Source organism: Microbispora bryophytorum (assembly GCF_006874465.1).
Classification (GTDB): domain Bacteria; phylum Actinomycetota; class Actinomycetes; order Streptosporangiales; family Streptosporangiaceae; genus Microbispora; species Microbispora bryophytorum.
Genome location: NZ_VIRL01000034.1, coordinates 1 through 14,473 on the forward strand (window position 1 = coordinate 1; position 14,473 = coordinate 14,473).

At 71.5% G+C, this 14,473-nt stretch carries 12 protein-coding genes; 6 read left to right on the forward strand and 6 right to left on the reverse strand.

What is annotated here, in order from left to right:
• Nucleotides 1-516: 516 nt before the first annotated feature.
• The 3 genes from FLX07_RS34595 (at nt 517) to FLX07_RS34605 (ending at nt 3,144) form a co-directional block, all read left to right on the forward strand.
• Nucleotides 517-1,839 (forward strand): alkyl sulfatase dimerization domain-containing protein, encoded by a 1,323-nt coding sequence (locus FLX07_RS34595; protein ID WP_142575960.1) that lies wholly within the window; start codon nt 517-519, stop codon nt 1,837-1,839.
• A gap of 67 nt (nt 1,840-1,906) precedes the next feature.
• Nucleotides 1,907-2,746, forward strand: a complete 840-nt coding sequence (locus FLX07_RS34600; RefSeq protein ID WP_142575962.1) for a HipA family kinase — start codon at nt 1,907-1,909, stop codon at nt 2,744-2,746.
• The gene (locus tag FLX07_RS34605; protein WP_142575964.1) at nt 2,743-3,144 is read left to right on the forward strand and encodes a DUF3037 domain-containing protein; all 402 of its coding nucleotides are present in this window, start codon (nt 2,743-2,745) and stop codon (nt 3,142-3,144) included. The genes FLX07_RS34600 and FLX07_RS34605 overlap by 4 nt, the downstream gene beginning before the upstream one ends.
• A gap of 66 nt (nt 3,145-3,210) precedes the next feature.
• Here FLX07_RS34605 and FLX07_RS34610 read toward each other — a convergent pair whose 3' ends face one another.
• From FLX07_RS34610 to ispG, 3 genes are all read right to left on the reverse strand, one after another.
• Nucleotides 3,211-4,053, reverse strand: coding sequence for a GNAT family N-acetyltransferase (locus FLX07_RS34610; RefSeq protein ID WP_142576020.1), 843 nt, complete (start codon nt 4,051-4,053; stop codon nt 3,211-3,213).
• A gap of 56 nt (nt 4,054-4,109) precedes the next feature.
• A complete protein-coding gene (locus FLX07_RS34615; RefSeq protein WP_142575966.1) occupies nt 4,110-5,780 on the reverse strand; it encodes an alpha/beta hydrolase in 1,671 nt (556 codons plus the stop codon).
• Between the two features lie 124 nt (nt 5,781-5,904).
• Nucleotides 5,905-7,071 (reverse strand): flavodoxin-dependent (E)-4-hydroxy-3-methylbut-2-enyl-diphosphate synthase, encoded by a 1,167-nt coding sequence (ispG, locus tag FLX07_RS34620; RefSeq protein WP_142575968.1) that lies wholly within the window; start codon nt 7,069-7,071, stop codon nt 5,905-5,907.
• Nucleotides 7,072-7,406: 335 nt separating this feature from the next.
• Here ispG and FLX07_RS34625 point away from each other — a divergent pair, with 335 nt between their 5' ends.
• On the forward strand, nt 7,407-8,558 hold the full coding sequence (locus FLX07_RS34625; protein WP_208762548.1) for a lytic polysaccharide monooxygenase: 1,152 nt from the start codon (nt 7,407-7,409) through the stop codon (nt 8,556-8,558).
• A 51-nt stretch (nt 8,559-8,609) separates the two neighbouring features.
• On the opposite strand, the gene dxr is transcribed toward FLX07_RS34625, so the two are convergent.
• Nucleotides 8,610-9,797: a 1-deoxy-D-xylulose-5-phosphate reductoisomerase gene (dxr, locus tag FLX07_RS34630; protein ID WP_142575971.1), complete on the reverse strand. Its 1,188-nt coding sequence runs from the start codon at nt 9,795-9,797 to the stop codon at nt 8,610-8,612.
• Between the two features lie 242 nt (nt 9,798-10,039).
• On the opposite strand from dxr, the gene FLX07_RS34635 reads away from it, so the two are divergent.
• Nucleotides 10,040-11,161, forward strand: a complete 1,122-nt coding sequence (locus FLX07_RS34635) for a trypsin-like serine peptidase (protein WP_142575973.1) — start codon at nt 10,040-10,042, stop codon at nt 11,159-11,161.
• 51 nt (nt 11,162-11,212) lie between these two features.
• Complete coding sequence (locus tag FLX07_RS34640; protein WP_223854394.1) at nt 11,213-12,322, forward strand: trypsin-like serine peptidase; 1,110 nt, start codon at nt 11,213-11,215, stop codon at nt 12,320-12,322.
• An 85-nt stretch (nt 12,323-12,407) separates the two neighbouring features.
• On the opposite strand, the gene ppk2 is transcribed toward FLX07_RS34640, so the two are convergent.
• Both ppk2 and FLX07_RS34650 read right to left on the reverse strand, forming a co-directional pair.
• Entirely contained in the window at nt 12,408-13,325 is a 918-nt protein-coding gene (ppk2, locus tag FLX07_RS34645; RefSeq protein ID WP_229689984.1) for a polyphosphate kinase 2, read from the reverse strand.
• Between the two features lie 116 nt (nt 13,326-13,441).
• Entirely contained in the window at nt 13,442-14,407 is a 966-nt protein-coding gene (locus FLX07_RS34650; protein WP_142575975.1) for an aldo/keto reductase, read from the reverse strand.
• Between the last annotated feature and the right edge of the window lie 66 nt (nt 14,408-14,473).

The following is a 14,473-nucleotide window of genomic DNA, read 5'->3' on the forward strand; positions in this document are numbered from 1 at the left end:
CACTCCCGAAGATCATCCAACCCGCCCCCGACCCCCAGCCCCGCAACTGGCCCGACACCCCGCCCGGACACCTGCCCGCCAACCCCGCCGGAACACCGGACACCATCATGACTCCATCCCGACCTCAAACAACTCCCAGTCACAGCGGCGGACGTCACGACACGACCAGTGGCGAGGCGGACAGCGAAACCAGACAGGGCGCCAGACACAGCGCCAGACACGGTGCCGGACATGGCGCCGGACATGGCGCCGGACATGGCGCCGGACACAGTGCCATACACGGTGCTGGACACGGCGTCAGAAGCGGTGCCGGACACGGCGCCAGACACGGCGCCAGTGAGCAGGCCGACACCGAAACCGGAGGAGCTTCCTTCAGAAGCGACCTCGAAGTGCCGCCGTTTTAGACGCCACTTGTCCTTGGCACCGCTTGGCACCGCGCATCGGGACAGCGGTGTCGCCGGACATTAGGGATCTCCCTACTGTGCACCGTCCGCCCGGAGGATCAGGCTCTTGACCATGGAATCACCGATCCTGTCGTACGCCGACGAGGTCTGGCGTGGTTCGGTGCGCCCCGAGGACGTGCCCTACGCGGAGCTGCGCCGCGACGGCGTGCAGGAGATCGCCTACGGCGTGGCGATGTGGCCGGCGTGCGGCAACGTGTACGTCGTCCGTGGCGAGGACGGGCTGGGTCTCTTCGACACGGGCGACGCCCACGAGGCCGAGCAGTCGTACCGCGCGATCAGGAAGTGGTCGGCCGAATCGCTCAAATACGCGATCTTCTCCCGCAGCCGGGCCGACCGGCTGGCCGGGATGGAGGAGTTCGACGCCGAGCCGGGCCCCCGCCCGCTGGTAGTGGCGCAGGAGGGGCTGGCCCACGGTCTCGCCCAGCGGGGCAGGGCGGCCGGCTACAACGCGGTCGTCGACCTGCGTGAGCAGGGCTTCCCCCGCGTGGTCTGGCCGCCGCCGCAGCGGCTCCCCGACCTGACCTACCGCGACCGGCTGTCCCTGTCACTGGGAGACGTCACCTTCCAGCTCACCCATGCCCGCGGCGACACCGACGACGCCACCTGGGCGTTCCTGCCCGAGCGGGGGGTGCTGCTGACCGGCGACCTGTTCGCCTGGACGGTCCCCGGAGCGGGCGACCCACAGCGGATCCAGCGCTATCCGGACGACTGGGCGGTGGCGCTGCGTGCCATGGCCGCACTCGACGCCGATCTGCTGCTCCCCGGAAGAGGGCTGCCGATTCGCGGGCCCGCACGGGTGCGCCGGGCGCTCATCGACACGGCCGACTATCTCGACAGCCTGGTGGAGCAGACGCTCGACCTGATGAACGCCGGCGCCCGCCTGGACGAGGTCCTGCACTCGGTCAAGCCGCCGCCGGCGCTCGCCGGGCGGCCCTACCTGCGCGAGCGTCACGACGAGCCCGAGTTCATCGTGCGCAACATCTGGCGGCTGCACGGCGGCTGGCACGACGGCAACCCCGCCAATCTCAAGCCCGCACCGGACGCCGTGTTCGCCCGCGCGGTCGCCGAGCTGTCGGCGGGCGCGGCGTCGGTCGCGGGCCGGGCCGTCGCCGCAGCGGCAGACGGCGACCTGCGCCTGGCCTGCCAGCTCGCCGAGCTCGCGGCGCAGGCCGAGCCGGAGAACCGGAGGGTGCACGAGATCAGGGCCCTCGTCTACGCGCTGCGGGTCCAGCAGGAGCGCGGCTCGATCGCACGCGGTGTATACGCCTGGGCCGCCGCCGAGTCACGGAGCAAGACCACCGGCATGGATCTGCTCGACGTTTACCACGACGTCGCCGAGGGCCGGATGTGGTGGTTGCCGAGCCAGGCCCACTGAGTCGGCCGAACGGCCGGCGGGCGCGTGGAGGGGAGCGCCCGCCGGTCCTGCCGGTAGCCTTCCTCTCGTGCTCGAACAGATCACGGCGACCCGGTACGTCGCGCCCCTGCGCGAGGGCGGGTCGCTGCCCGGAGTCGTCGAAGCCGACGACCTCGGCACATACGTCGTGAAGTTCCGCGGTGCCGGGCAGGGCCGGCGGGTGCTGGTCGCCGAAATCATCTGCGCCGAGCTCGCCAGGCGGCTCGGCTTCGCCACGCCGGAGCTCAAGGTCATCGACCTCGACCCGCAGCTCGGCGTCCGCGAGCCCGACGAGGAGATCCAGGATCTGCTCACGGCGAGCGCCGGGCACAACCTCGCAATCGATTTCCTGCCCGGAGCGCTCGGCTTCGACCCGCTCGCATGGGAGCCCGACGCCGAGTTCGCCTCCCGGGTGCTGTGGTTCGACGCGTTCGTCCACAACGTCGACCGGAGCTGGCGCAACCCCAACCTGCTCGTCTGGCACGGCGGGGTGTGGCTGATCGACCACGGCGCGGCCCTGTGGTTCCACCACAACTGGCCGACGGCCGACCCTCGCCGCCGGTTCGACGGTCGCGACCACGTGCTCGCGCCGTTCGCGACGGAGCTGGGGCAGGCCGACGCGGACCTGGCCGGGCTCGTCACCCGCCCGCTGCTCGACGAGGTGACCGCGTTGGTGCCGGACGAGTGGCTGGAGGGCGAGCCGGGCTTCGCGGACGCGCAGGCCGTGCGGCGGGCCTACGCAGAGCACCTGCTCGCCCGGGTCGCCGGGCACCGCGACTGGCTGCCCGACGCCGCCAGTAACACCGCCGCCGCTCCCGCGCCGCGCCGCGGTGAGCGGAGCGCGACGATCGGCGGTTTCTGGCGTGCGGCGCGAGAGGGCGGCCGATGAGCGATCTGGACGTCTACGAGTACGCGGTCATCCGCGTCGTGCCCAGCGTGGAGCGGGGCGAACTCGTCAACGCGGGGGTCATCCTCTACTGCCAGCCTCGCGGCTACCTGTGTGCGCGGGTGGAGCTGGACGAGGCCCGGCTGCTGGCGCTGAGCGTGCCGATCGATCTTCCCGGCGTACGGCTGGCGCTCGCCGCCTACGAGCGGGCGTGTGGTGAGGAGGCGGGGCCCCTGCGCGGGGAGCCGCTGGGCGCCCGGTTCCGCTGGCTCACCGCGCCACGCAGCACGGTCGTGCAGACCGGGCCGGTGCACGCGGGGCTGACCGGCGACCCGGCGGCCGAGCTGGACCACCTGCTGACCCGGCTGGTGCGACCGGCGCAGGCGGGTCTCAGCGCCTGAAGCTCACACGTTGAACCAGCACGACCAGAGCGGCCCAGTTCAAACGACGTAGTCAGAACAGCCCGATCAGAACAGCACGGACATGAACGTGTCGACCTCCTGGAAGCCCACCTTGCGGTAGACGGCCCTGGCCGGGAGGTTGAAGTCGTTCACGTAGAGGGTGACGACCGGGGCGAGGTACTTCAGCGCCTGCTCGACCACGGCGGCCATGCCCGCCGCGGCGTGGCCGCGCCCGCGCAGGTCGGGGTGGACCCACACGCCCTGGATCTGGCACACCTGCGGCGTCACCGCGCCGATCTCGGCCTTGAAGACCACCTGGCCGTCGTCGATGCGCGCGTACGACCGCCCGATGCGGATGAGCTCGGCGACCCTGGACCGGTAAAGCGCTCCGCCGTCGCCGTTGTCCGGCGAGACGCCCACCTCCTCGGTGAACATCGCCACGCAGGCGGGCAGCAGGATGCCGAACTCCTCGGGGCGGACTCTCCGTACGAGTGGGTCCGGCTCGACGGCGGGCGCGGAACTCGTGGCCATGACCGGCTGTGCCCACCGGATGGCCCGGGCACCGCCCCAGTGCGGTTCCAGCCGCTCCCAGAGCTGTTCCACGGCGCCGGCCGGGCCGACGATCGACGAGCAGCGACGGCCCTGCTTGCGCGCCCGGTCGGCGAAGGCGTGCACGGCCTCGCGGGTGGCGTTCACGGGCACCAGGTTGGCGCCCGCGTAGCACAGGGACACCAGCCCTCCGCGCGGGCCGTAACCCCACATCTGGCCACCGAGCCGTGCAGGGCTGAGGCCGACAGCCCTGACCCGGGCCGCTACGAACACATTGGCGACCGGATCGGTGTCGAGGAGCGCCAGCACCTCGTCACGATCGCTGTCGTCGAGCACGCGCGACGCCGATGTTCGCAGCATCACGGGCTTAGCCTACGCGAACGCTTCGCGTTTGGGAGGTATCGGCCCGGCCGTGCTCACCGCCGTACAGCGGAGACGTGGGACGCCGTTCCCGGCGCACCCGCCACCACCTTCATCAGCGCGGCCCGCGGCTCCGGCGCACCCGGGCACGTCGCGTCGGCGCCCCGTTTGCCCCTGCGCTGCGGCAACAGCGCCGCGTCGCGCAGGTAGGCCGCCAGTTGCCGGTCCACGCACGCGTTCCCGGCGAGCGACACGCCGTGGTTGCCGCCGCCCGAGGTGAGCAGGCGCGCGGTCGGGAACAGGCGGCGCATGCGCGCCGCCCCCTCGTACGGCGTGGCGGCGTCGCGCTCGGCCTGGATCAACAGGACCGACGGCAGGTGCGACGTGCCCACCTTGACCGGCGTGCCGCCCTTCTCCGGCCAGAACGCGCACGGCGCGTTGTAGACGGCGTTGGGCCAGGCCATGAACGGCGCCTGGGCGTGCGCCCGGCGCGTGTCGGCCCGCCAGCGGTCCCAGGATCGGGGCCAGGCCGCGTCGCGGCACTCCACGCCCAGGTAGACCGCGTAGGAGTTCTCCTCCTCCGCGTCGATCTCGGCCTCCACATGGAACAGTTTCACCAGGACCGAGGGGTCGCCGTTGCGGACGTAGGACGAGAAGGCGGCGCCCAGGTACGGCCAGAGCCGGTCGCTGTAGGCGCCGTTGGAGAAGACGTCGTCCAGTTCGCTCGGGCCCACGACCCCGCCCGCGGGCCTGTCGCGCAGGCGGGAGCGCATGGAGTACCACGCGAAGGACACCGCCGCCTGCGTCGCGCCGAGCTTGTAGACGTCGTCGTGTTCGGCCACCCAGGCGAGGAAGTCGCGGTGCCGCCGGTCGAAGCTGTGGTCCTGGGCGATGTTGGCCTGATACCAGACGCCGTCGGGGTCGACCACGCTGTCGAGCACGAGGCGGCGCACCCGCTGCGGGAACAGGGTGGCGTAAACCGCACCCAGGTAGGTGCCGTACGAGTAGCCGAGGTAGCTGATCTTCTCCTCGCCGAGCGCCGCGCGCACGGCGTCCATGTCCCGGGCGGAGTTCTCCGTGGTCAGGTAGGGCAGGAACCAGGCCCAGCGGTTGCCGCAGCCCTCGGCGTACTGCCTGGCCCGGCCGACCAGCACCTGCTCCTCGGCGTCGTTCTTCGGCACGTTGTCCGGCCGGGGCGCCGCGTAGAAGCGGGCCGGGTCCACGCACGACATGGCGGGCTGACTGGGCGCCACCCCGCGCGGGGCGAAGCCGACGACGTCGAACCGCGCCGCGACGTCCTTGGGCAGCCGTGTCGCGACGTATCTGGCCAGGCTGAGCCCCTCGCCGCCCGGTCCACCGGGGTTCACCAGCAGCGCGCCGAGGTGGTTGCCGTCACGCGAGACGGTGCCCTTGATCCGGTTGAGCGCCAGCGTGATCTGCTGACCGTACGGCTCGTGGTAGTCGAGCGGGACGCGCAGCTCCGCGCACTCCTGCACCGGCTCCCGCCGGTCGCCGCGGCGGGCCGGCCACAGCGGCCGGGCCGAGCCGAAGCCCAGCAGGCCGCCGGAGGCCGACTTGGTCTCCGGCGGGCACTGCTTCCATTCGAGCGGACGCTGCGGCGGCCCCCAGTGCCCCGGCCGGTCCGATCCGGCGGCCACCCCTTCCGGACCGACCAGCCCGGCGACCAGCGCCGCCACGCCCGCGATCACACCAACGACCCGCTTCACCGGCATTGCTCCTCTGCTTCCGAACAGCAGAGGACAGCTTCGCGATGCGATCGGCCGCGTACGCTCCGTACTACCCGATCATTGCCATTGTGTAGTCAGAGCATTGCGAACTGTAATGCCGGGGTCAGCTGACGACGACCTCCGGACCGGCGGTCTCGTCGTCGTCGAGGTCGACGTCGACGCCCATCTCCTCGGCGATACGCAGGGCCTCTTCGATGAGGGTCTCGACGATCTGCGACTCGGGGACGGTCTTGACGACCTCGCCCTTCACGAAGATCTGGCCCTTGCCGTTGCCGGAGGCGACGCCGAGGTCGGCCTCCCTGGCCTCGCCGGGGCCGTTGACCACGCAGCCCATCACGGCCACGCGCAGCGGCGCCTTGAGCCCGGTCAGCCCGGCCTGCACCTGCTCGGCGAGGGTGTAGACGTCCACCTGGGCACGGCCGCAGGACGGGCAGGACACGATCTCCAGGCCGCGCTCGCGCAGGCCCAGCGACTCGAGGATCTGCGTGCCGACCTTGACCTCCTCGACCGGAGGCGCCGACAGCGACACCCGGATGGTGTCGCCGATCCCTTCGGCCAGCAGCGCGCCGAACGCCACCGCGGACTTGATCGTGCCCTGGAAGGCCGGCCCCGCCTCGGTCACGCCGAGGTGCAGCGGGTAGTCGCAGCGCGCGGCGAGCAGCCGGTAGGCCTGGATCATGACGACCGGGTCGTTGTGCTTGACCGAGATCTTGATGTCGCGGAAGCCGTGCTCCTCGAACAGTGAGCACTCCCACAGCGCCGACTCGACCAGGGCCTCCGGAGTGGCCTTGCCGTACTTCTGCAGCAGGCGCGGGTCGAGCGAGCCGGCGTTGACCCCGATCCTGATCGGCACGCCGGCGTCGGAGGCGGCGCGGGCGATCTCGCCGACCTTGTCGTCGAACTTCTTGATGTTCCCGGGGTTAACCCGGACGGCCGCGCACCCCGCCTCGATCGCCGCGAAGACGTATTTGGGCTGAAAATGGATGTCGGCGATGACCGGGATCTGGGACTTCCTCGCGATGGCCGGCAGCGCGTCGGCGTCGTCCTGGGAGGGGACCGCGACGCGGACGATCTGGCAGCCGGAGGCGGTGAGCTCGGCGATCTGCTGCAGGGTGGCATTGACGTCGGCGGTCAGCGTGGTGGTCATGGACTGCACCGAGACCGGCGCGTCCCCACCGACGGGGACCGAGCCGACCATGATCTGACGTGACACCCGCCGGTTGGCGATCGGCTGGGTCCGTACGGCGGGAATCCCGAGATCAACAGACATTTCTGCACCTTGTTGTAATAGGCGATGCCCGATAGGGGCCCTCCCAGTCTAAGGAGTGCCGCGACGCCGGGCGGCCCGAAACCTTTTCACGAGGAATGAAGGTTTCATGACCCGCGGCCGTAGGAAGAGCCGCCACCTGCGAGGACGGGCGCAGTGGCCCTCACGCGGGTGGGCAGGCGGCAGAAGCCGACCTAGAGTCCGAATCGCGAGAGCGCTCTACGCACCACCTGGTTGGCAAGTCAACGGCTGTCTCCCCGGGCCGACGTGCTCCCGCCGTCGGCGGTGCCGTGCTGCACCACGAGTGCGGCAGCCATGACCACGCGAAAGGGTAGCCCGTGGGTAGACCACGAAGAAAACTGTCGAAAGCGACGATCGGGCTGATCGTCGCAGCGCTGTCCGCCCTCGTCTCCGCCGTCGTGCTCGCCGCCCCGGCGTCCGCGCACGGCGCCCCGATGATGCCCGGCAGCCGCACCTACCTGTGCTGGAAGGACGGCACGACCTCGAGCGGAGCCATCCAGCCGAAGAACCCCGCCTGCGCGGCCGCGGTCGCCAAGGGCGGGACCAACGCGCTGTACAACTGGTTCGCCGTGCTGCGCTCGGACGGCGCCGGCCGGATGTCCGGCTTCATCCCGGACGGGCAGCTGTGCAGCGGCGGCGCGGTCGTCTACGACTTCAGCGGATTCGACCTCGCCCGCAACGACTGGCCGGTCACCCACCTGACGTCCGGGGCGACCATCCAGTTCAAGTACAACAAGTGGGCCGCGCACCCCGGCACGTTCCGGTCGTACATCACCAAGGACTCCTGGAGCCCGACCCGCTCGCTGGCCTGGAGCGACCTGGAGTCGACGCCGTTCGACAGCGTCACCAACCCGCCGAGCGTCGGCTCGGTGGGCACCGAGGACGGCCACTACTACTGGGACGCCCACCTGCCGTCGGGTAAGAGCGGCCGCCACATCATCTACACCGTGTGGCAGCGCTCGGACAGCAACGAGACGTTCTACAGCTGCTCCGACGTCGTCTTCGACGGCGGCAACGGCCAGGTGACCGGTGTCGGAGACTCGGGCAACCCGAGCCCCAGCCCCTCTCCCACCCGGCCCGCCTCCCCGTCGCCGTCCCCCGTCACCACGCCCAACACCTCGCCGAGCCCGCGGGTCAGCCCGTCGCCCAGCCCGTCGCCGAACCCCGGCGGCGGCGGCGCCTGCTCGGCCACCTACAAGGTCGTCAGCTCGTGGGGAGGCGGATACCAGGGTGAGGTGACGGTGAAGGCCGGCTCCTCGTCCATCAGCAGCTGGACCGCCAGTTGGACTCAACCGAGCGGCTCGACAATCACGCAGGTCTGGAACGGCACGCTCAGCCAATCCGGCAGCAACGTCAGCGTGACGAACGTGAACTACAACGGCAGTCTGGGCGCCGGCGCCTCGACCACGTTCGGCTTCCTGGCCAACGGGTCGAGCGGCAGCACCCCGACGCTGTCCTGCTCGGCCTGACCCCGTCGGCCCGCGGCGCGGCCCGCCTGACCCGGGTCGCGCCACGGGCTCCTAGCTCGTCAGTTTGGCCGCCCGCGCCCTCGCCCACGCGTCCGCCGCGAGTACCTCCTCCACGGACGCCGCCGGGCCGGGGGTGTGGGCGGCCACCACGCTCTCCACCGTGTCCACGATGCCGAGGAACGGCAGGGCGCCCTTCAGGAACGCCTCCACGCACACCTCGTTCGCCGCGTTGTAGACCGCCGGCGCCGTGCCCCCCAGGGCGCCCACGTGACGGGCCAGCGCGACCGACGGGAACGCCTCGTCGTCGAGCGGCTCGAAGGTCCAGGTGTGGGCGGTGGTCCAGTCGACCGCCCGGGCCGCGCCGGGCACCCGGTCGGGGTAGGCCAGCGCGAGCGAGATCGGCAGCCGCATGTCGGGCGGGCTCGCCTGCGCGATCGTCGAGCCGTCGGCGAACTCCACCATCGAGTGGATGATCGACTGCGGGTGGACCACCACCTCGATCCGGTCGAACCCGATGTCGAACAGCAGATGGGCCTCGATCACCTCCAGGCCCTTGTTGACGAGCGTCGCCGAGTTCACCGTGATGACCGGGCCCATGCTCCAGGTCGGGTGGTTCAGCGCCATCTCCGGGGTCACGTCCGTCAGCTCGGCCCGCCTCCTGCCCCGGAACGGGCCGCCGCTCGCCGTCACCACCAGCCGCCGTACGGCCGCAGGGTCGGCCCCGCCCGGCCCGGCCGCCCACAGACACTGGGCGAGCGCGGAGTGCTCGGAGTCCACGGGAATCATCTGCCCCGGCCCGGCAAGGCGCTTGACCAGCGGGCCGCCCACGATCAGCGACTCCTTGTTGGCCAGTGCGAGCGTCCGGCCCGCCTCCAGCGCGGCGAGTGTGGAGGTCAGCCCCAGGGCCCCGGTGATGCCGTTGAGCACGATGTCGCAGGGCGACGCCGCGACCTCCGCCACCCCCTCCGGGCCCGCCAGCACCCTCGCCCGCGCGCCCGCCGCCGACAGCGCCTCGCGCAGCGCCGGTACGGCCGCCGGGTCGGCGACCGCCACCGCCTCGGCCCCGAAGTCGGCCGCCTGCCTCGCCAGCAGGTCGACCCGGCCGCCGCCCGCGGCGAGCGCGGTCACGCGGAACCGTCCGGGGGCGTTGGCGACGACGTCGAGAGCCTGGGTGCCGATGGAGCCGGTCGAACCCAGCACGACGACAGACCGGGGCTGCGGCAGGGATTGGGAGCTCATTCCCTCATTGTCTCCGAGACGGTCCGCCGGCCCGCAACGGCACGCGCCGTACGCGGAACCGCCGGAGCTGACGCGGAAGGTGCTGCGCAGAAAGGTGCAGGGGAGAAAGCAGCACATATATGCCCGAATCTGCCCATAACCGTATTGGCAGATTGCGCGAAACCAGGGTGTAGGCGTCGCTACTTTCCCACGTCAGGACATCTCGCCTCGTTTCAGGCATCCCGACATGGAGGTAGCCAGGCATGCACCCCAGGGCACGACGTCTCGCCGTTCTCGCGGTCCCCGCCCTCGCCGCGGCGGGGGCGATGCTCCCCGCCGCTCACGGCGCCGCGGCCACCGTGACGGGAACCGTCACGCGGTCGGCCGCCGCCGGTCCCCGGCCCGCCGTACACGAGGCGGCCGACACGGCGACGGAGCAGCGCACGGTCAAAAAGTTCTGGACCGTCGCGCGGATGGAGACCGCGAAGCCGCTCGACGCCCCCGGCGCCGGCGACCGGCACTTCGCGGCGGCCGGCTCCACGGGCGGCTCGGCCCGCTCAGCGCCAGCCGAGGTGCCCGCCGAGGCGCCCGCCGGGGTGTCCGCTGAGGTGCCCGCTGACGCCTCCGCCGCGCGGCCCCCCACCGTCGCCCCGTCGCTGACCGCCGCGGCCCGTGTCTCCTCGCGGACCTCCGGCTCGTCCTGGACGGCGGGCGGGACGGTGGCGAAGACAACGGGAAGGGTGTTCTTCACGGTCACGGCCGGATCGGACGCCGGGCGGAACGCCTCCTGCTCGGGCACCGCCGTCACCAGCGCCAACAAGAGCGTGGTCATCACCGCGGGCCACTGCGTGAAGCTGAACGGCGCCTTCCACGCCAACTGGGTCTTCGTCCCGGGTTACGACCAGGGCGACAGGCCCCACGGCACCTGGCCGGCGATCACCCTGCTCACCACCGCGCAGTGGAACTCCGGCGAGAACATGAACTACGACGTCGCCGCCGCCGTCGTCGCGCCGCAGGGCGGCAAGAGCCTCACCGACGTCGTCGGGGGGCAGGGCGTCGCGTTCAACCAGCCGCGCGGGCGCCAGACGTACGCCTTCGGCTACCCCGCGGGCGGGCCCTACGACGGGTCGAAGCTGGTCTACTGCAGCGGGCGGACCTTCGACGACTACCTCAGCTCACAGGACCAGGGGCTGAGCTGCGGCATGACCGGCGGCGCCAGCGGCGGCCCGTGGTTCCTCAACTTCAGCGAGCGCACCGGCGGGGGCCTGCTCAACTCGGTGAACAGCTTCAAGTACAACTTCGCGTCCTACTGGATGTTCGGCCCCTACTTCGGCCCGGAGGCCGAGGCGGTCTACAACACGGCCCAGAAGGCGGCCCTCACCTGATTCACCGAAAGTAACCACGAGAGCACTTCTCGTGGTCCACACTCGGGAGCCATGACTCCGAGCCTCCCCTTGCTTGCCGTCGCCACCCTCGTCACCGGACTCCTGGGAGCCCCCGGCCGGGAGGTCTCCCCGGTGGGAGACGTCGTGGAGCACGTGGCCGGGCACGCCTCCGGAACCTACTGGACGCCGCAGCGGATGGCGCGGGCGGTCCCGATCGGGCTGCTGGGGGGCCTCCAGAAGATCACGACCGCCGGGCCCGGCGCCCCGTCGGTACTGCCGCCGGCCACTCCCTCGGGATCGGTGCTGCCGCCTGTCGCCAGGACCGCCCTGCCGCCCGTCGCTCACGCCGCCCTACTGCCGGCCGCGGGAGCGGTCCTCGCCCCCGGCCAGGCGGCGCGCAGGTCCACCGGAACGGCCGGGACGACCCGGACAACGGGGACGGCCAGGACACGGCAGGCGGCGGCGATGCCCCCGGCGACGACGAGCGGCACGCGCTGGGCGGCGGGCGGCTCGGTGACGAGGACGACCGGCAGGGTCTTCCTCACGCTGAACGAGGTGGACTTCTCCTGCTCCGCCAGCGCCGTGCACGGCGCGAACAGGGACCTGGTCGTCACCGCGGGACACTGCGTCAAGGACGGCGCCGGGGACTGGGCGGAGAACTGGACCTTCGTCCCCGGATACGACGAAGGGCGGCAGCCGTACGGCGCCTTCCCGGCACGGCGGATGTTCGTGGCCGGGCCCTGGTCGCGGTCCGGGAACGACGACTACGACGTGGGCATGGTCGCCGTGGACGACCGGGACGGGCGGCACCTGACCGACCTGGTGGGCGGACAGCCCATCGCCTTCGACCCGCCCCGAAGCCGCCGGACCTACGGGTTCGGGTTCCCCGCGGATCCCCCGTACGACGGCGAGCGACTGCTGTACTGCGCGGGCGTCCCCCACGGCGACCCGCAGGGGCAGACCCGCGATCAGGGCCTGCGTTGCAACCTCACGGCGGGGGCCAGCGGCGGGCCCTGGCTCAGCGGCTTCGACCCGGTCTCGGGCCGGGGCACGCTGACGTCCGTCAGCAGCTTCAAGTACAGCAATGACCACCGCACGATGTACGGCCCCTACTTCGGCTCCGCCGTACGCGATCTGTACCGCACCGCCGAGCGGGCGTAACGGAACTCGCCGGACCGGGTCAGGCTCGTCGTCATCGCGTACGAGTCGGGGCTGGTCCGCCCGGGGTGGAAGGTCGGCTGAGGGGTCAGAACGGCGAGAGCGGCTCGGCGTTGTCCTCCTCCACGATGTCGGCCGCGGACCGGACGATCAGGGGGTCGGGCTCGCCCACGACCGAGGCGTCCTTGTCGTCGTAGTCGTACAGGGACAGGACGTAGCGCATCGCCTCCAGCCTGCCGCGCTTCTTGTCGTTGCTCTTGATGATCGTCCAGGGGGCGTCCTCGGTGTCGGTGTTGAGGAACATGTCCTCCTTGGCCCGGGTGTACTCGTTCCACCGGTCCAGCGAGGCGAGGTCCATCGGCGACAGCTTCCACTGCCGCACGGGGTCCACCTGGCGGATGACGAACCGGGTGCGCTGCTCGGCCCGCGACACCGAGAACCAGAGCTTGACCAGGCGGATGCCGTCGCGCACGAGCATCCGCTCGAACAGCGGAGCCTGGTACATGAACTCCATGTACTCCTCCGGAGTGCAGAAGCCCATGACCCGCTCGACTCCCGCGCGGTTGTACCAGGACCGGTCGAACAGCACGATCTCCCCCGCGGCCGGGAGGTGCTCGACGTACCGCTGGAAGTACCACTGGCCGCGCTCGCGCTCGCTGGGCTTCTCCAGCGCCACCACGGTCGCGCCACGGGGGTTGAGGTGCTCCATGAAGCGCTTGATGGTGCCGCCCTTGCCGGCCGCGTCCCGTCCTTCGAACAGGAGGACCAGGCGGCCGCCGGTGTCCTTGAGCCAGTACTGCAGCTTCAGCAGCTCGATCTGCAGCAGCCGCTTGTGCCGGTCGTACTCCTGCCGGGAGATGCGGTGGTCGTACGGGTAGTGCTCGCGCCAGGTGTCCACCGGTCCGCCGTCGGCGCGTACGAGGACGGGATCGTCGTCATCGTCGTCCAGCACCTTCATCCCCGGCGTATGGCGCAGCAGCTCGACCCCGTCGGGATGCTCTTCCACCTGCTGTGATACTTCCGGCATTTCAGGCGTCCCGTTCCCTTGGCCAGCATGTCCGCGGACGTCCTGCTGCCCTACGCCGGGTGTCGTACACCACGGCGACCGCTGTTCACACTCCGTCAGCGGGAGATCTTGTCGAGGTGATCGGCGACCTCGGGCGGCAGGGCGAGGTCGAGCCCGGCGAGGTTGCCGCGCAACTGGTCGAGCGTGCGCGGGCCGACGATGACCGAGGTCACCTCCGGCCTGCTCCGCACCCAGGCCAGCGCCACGGCCGCCGGGGCGACGCCGAGCTCCGCGGCGGCCTCGGCGACGTGCCCGGCGATCGCGAGGTTGGGCTCGTTCAGAAAGCCCTCGGCCCAGGTACGGGCCGCGGGGATGGGCGACGCCATGAGCCGCCCCAGCCGGGTGTCGGCTCCGGGGGTCTCGCCGGGGCGGTAGCGGCCGGTGAGCACGCCGCCGCCGAGGGGCGACCAGACAAGCGTGCCGAGCCCGTGCCGCCGGCAGACGGGCAGGATCTCCGCCTCGATGCCCCTGGCCACCAGCGAGTACTCCGGCTGGAGGCTGACGAACGGCGTCCCGCCGGCCCGCTGCGCGGCCCACTGGGCCTCCACGATCTGGGCCGCGGTGAAGTTCGAGCAGCCGATGTACCGCACCTTGCCCGACCGTACGAATCCGTCCAGAGTCGCCATGGTCTCCTCGATCGGGGTCGAGTCGTCCCAATGGTGGCACTGGTAGAGGTCGATGTGGTCGGTGCCGAGCCGGCGCAGGCTGGCCTCCAGCGCCCTGGTGAGGTGGGCCCGGGACAGCCCGCGGTCGTTGGGACCCGGGCCCTGCGGCAGGAACGCCTTGGTGGCGAGCACCACCGAGTCCCGCCTGCCCCGCACGGCCCGCCCCACGATCCGCTCCGCCTCGCCGCCGTTGTAGCCGTCGGCGGTGTCGATGACGTTCCCGCCCGCCTCCAGGAAGGCGTCCACGATGCCGGCGGCCTCCGTCTCGTCGCAGCTTCCGGGGGCGCCGAAGTTCATCGTGCCGAGGCATGCCGTGGAGACCCGCAGTCCCGAACGGCCGAGCGTGGCGTACTCCATCACGTATCCTCCCGTAGTATCAGGAACATCTGTTCCGGTTGGCTGGGACGATACGGAACACGTGTT

Bases quoted from the DNA above. Each gene is read 5' to 3' on its own strand.
- FLX07_RS34605 (WP_142575964.1), top strand. From the start codon at position 2,743: ATGAGCGATCTGGACGTCTACGAGTACGCGGTCATCCGCGTCGTGCCC.
- FLX07_RS34595 (WP_142575960.1), top strand. From the start codon at position 517: ATGGAATCACCGATCCTGTCGTACGCCGACGAGGTCTGGCGTGGTTCG.
- dxr (WP_142575971.1), bottom strand. From the start codon at position 9,797: ATGAGCTCCCAATCCCTGCCGCAGCCCCGGTCTGTCGTCGTGCTGGGT.
- FLX07_RS34635 (WP_142575973.1), top strand. From the start codon at position 10,040: ATGCACCCCAGGGCACGACGTCTCGCCGTTCTCGCGGTCCCCGCCCTC.
- ispG (WP_142575968.1), bottom strand. From the start codon at position 7,071: ATGTCTGTTGATCTCGGGATTCCCGCCGTACGGACCCAGCCGATCGCC.
- FLX07_RS34610 (WP_142576020.1), bottom strand. From the start codon at position 4,053: ATGCTGCGAACATCGGCGTCGCGCGTGCTCGACGACAGCGATCGTGAC.
- FLX07_RS34640 (WP_223854394.1), top strand. From the start codon at position 11,213: ATGACTCCGAGCCTCCCCTTGCTTGCCGTCGCCACCCTCGTCACCGGA.
- FLX07_RS34650 (WP_142575975.1), bottom strand. From the start codon at position 14,407: ATGGAGTACGCCACGCTCGGCCGTTCGGGACTGCGGGTCTCCACGGCA.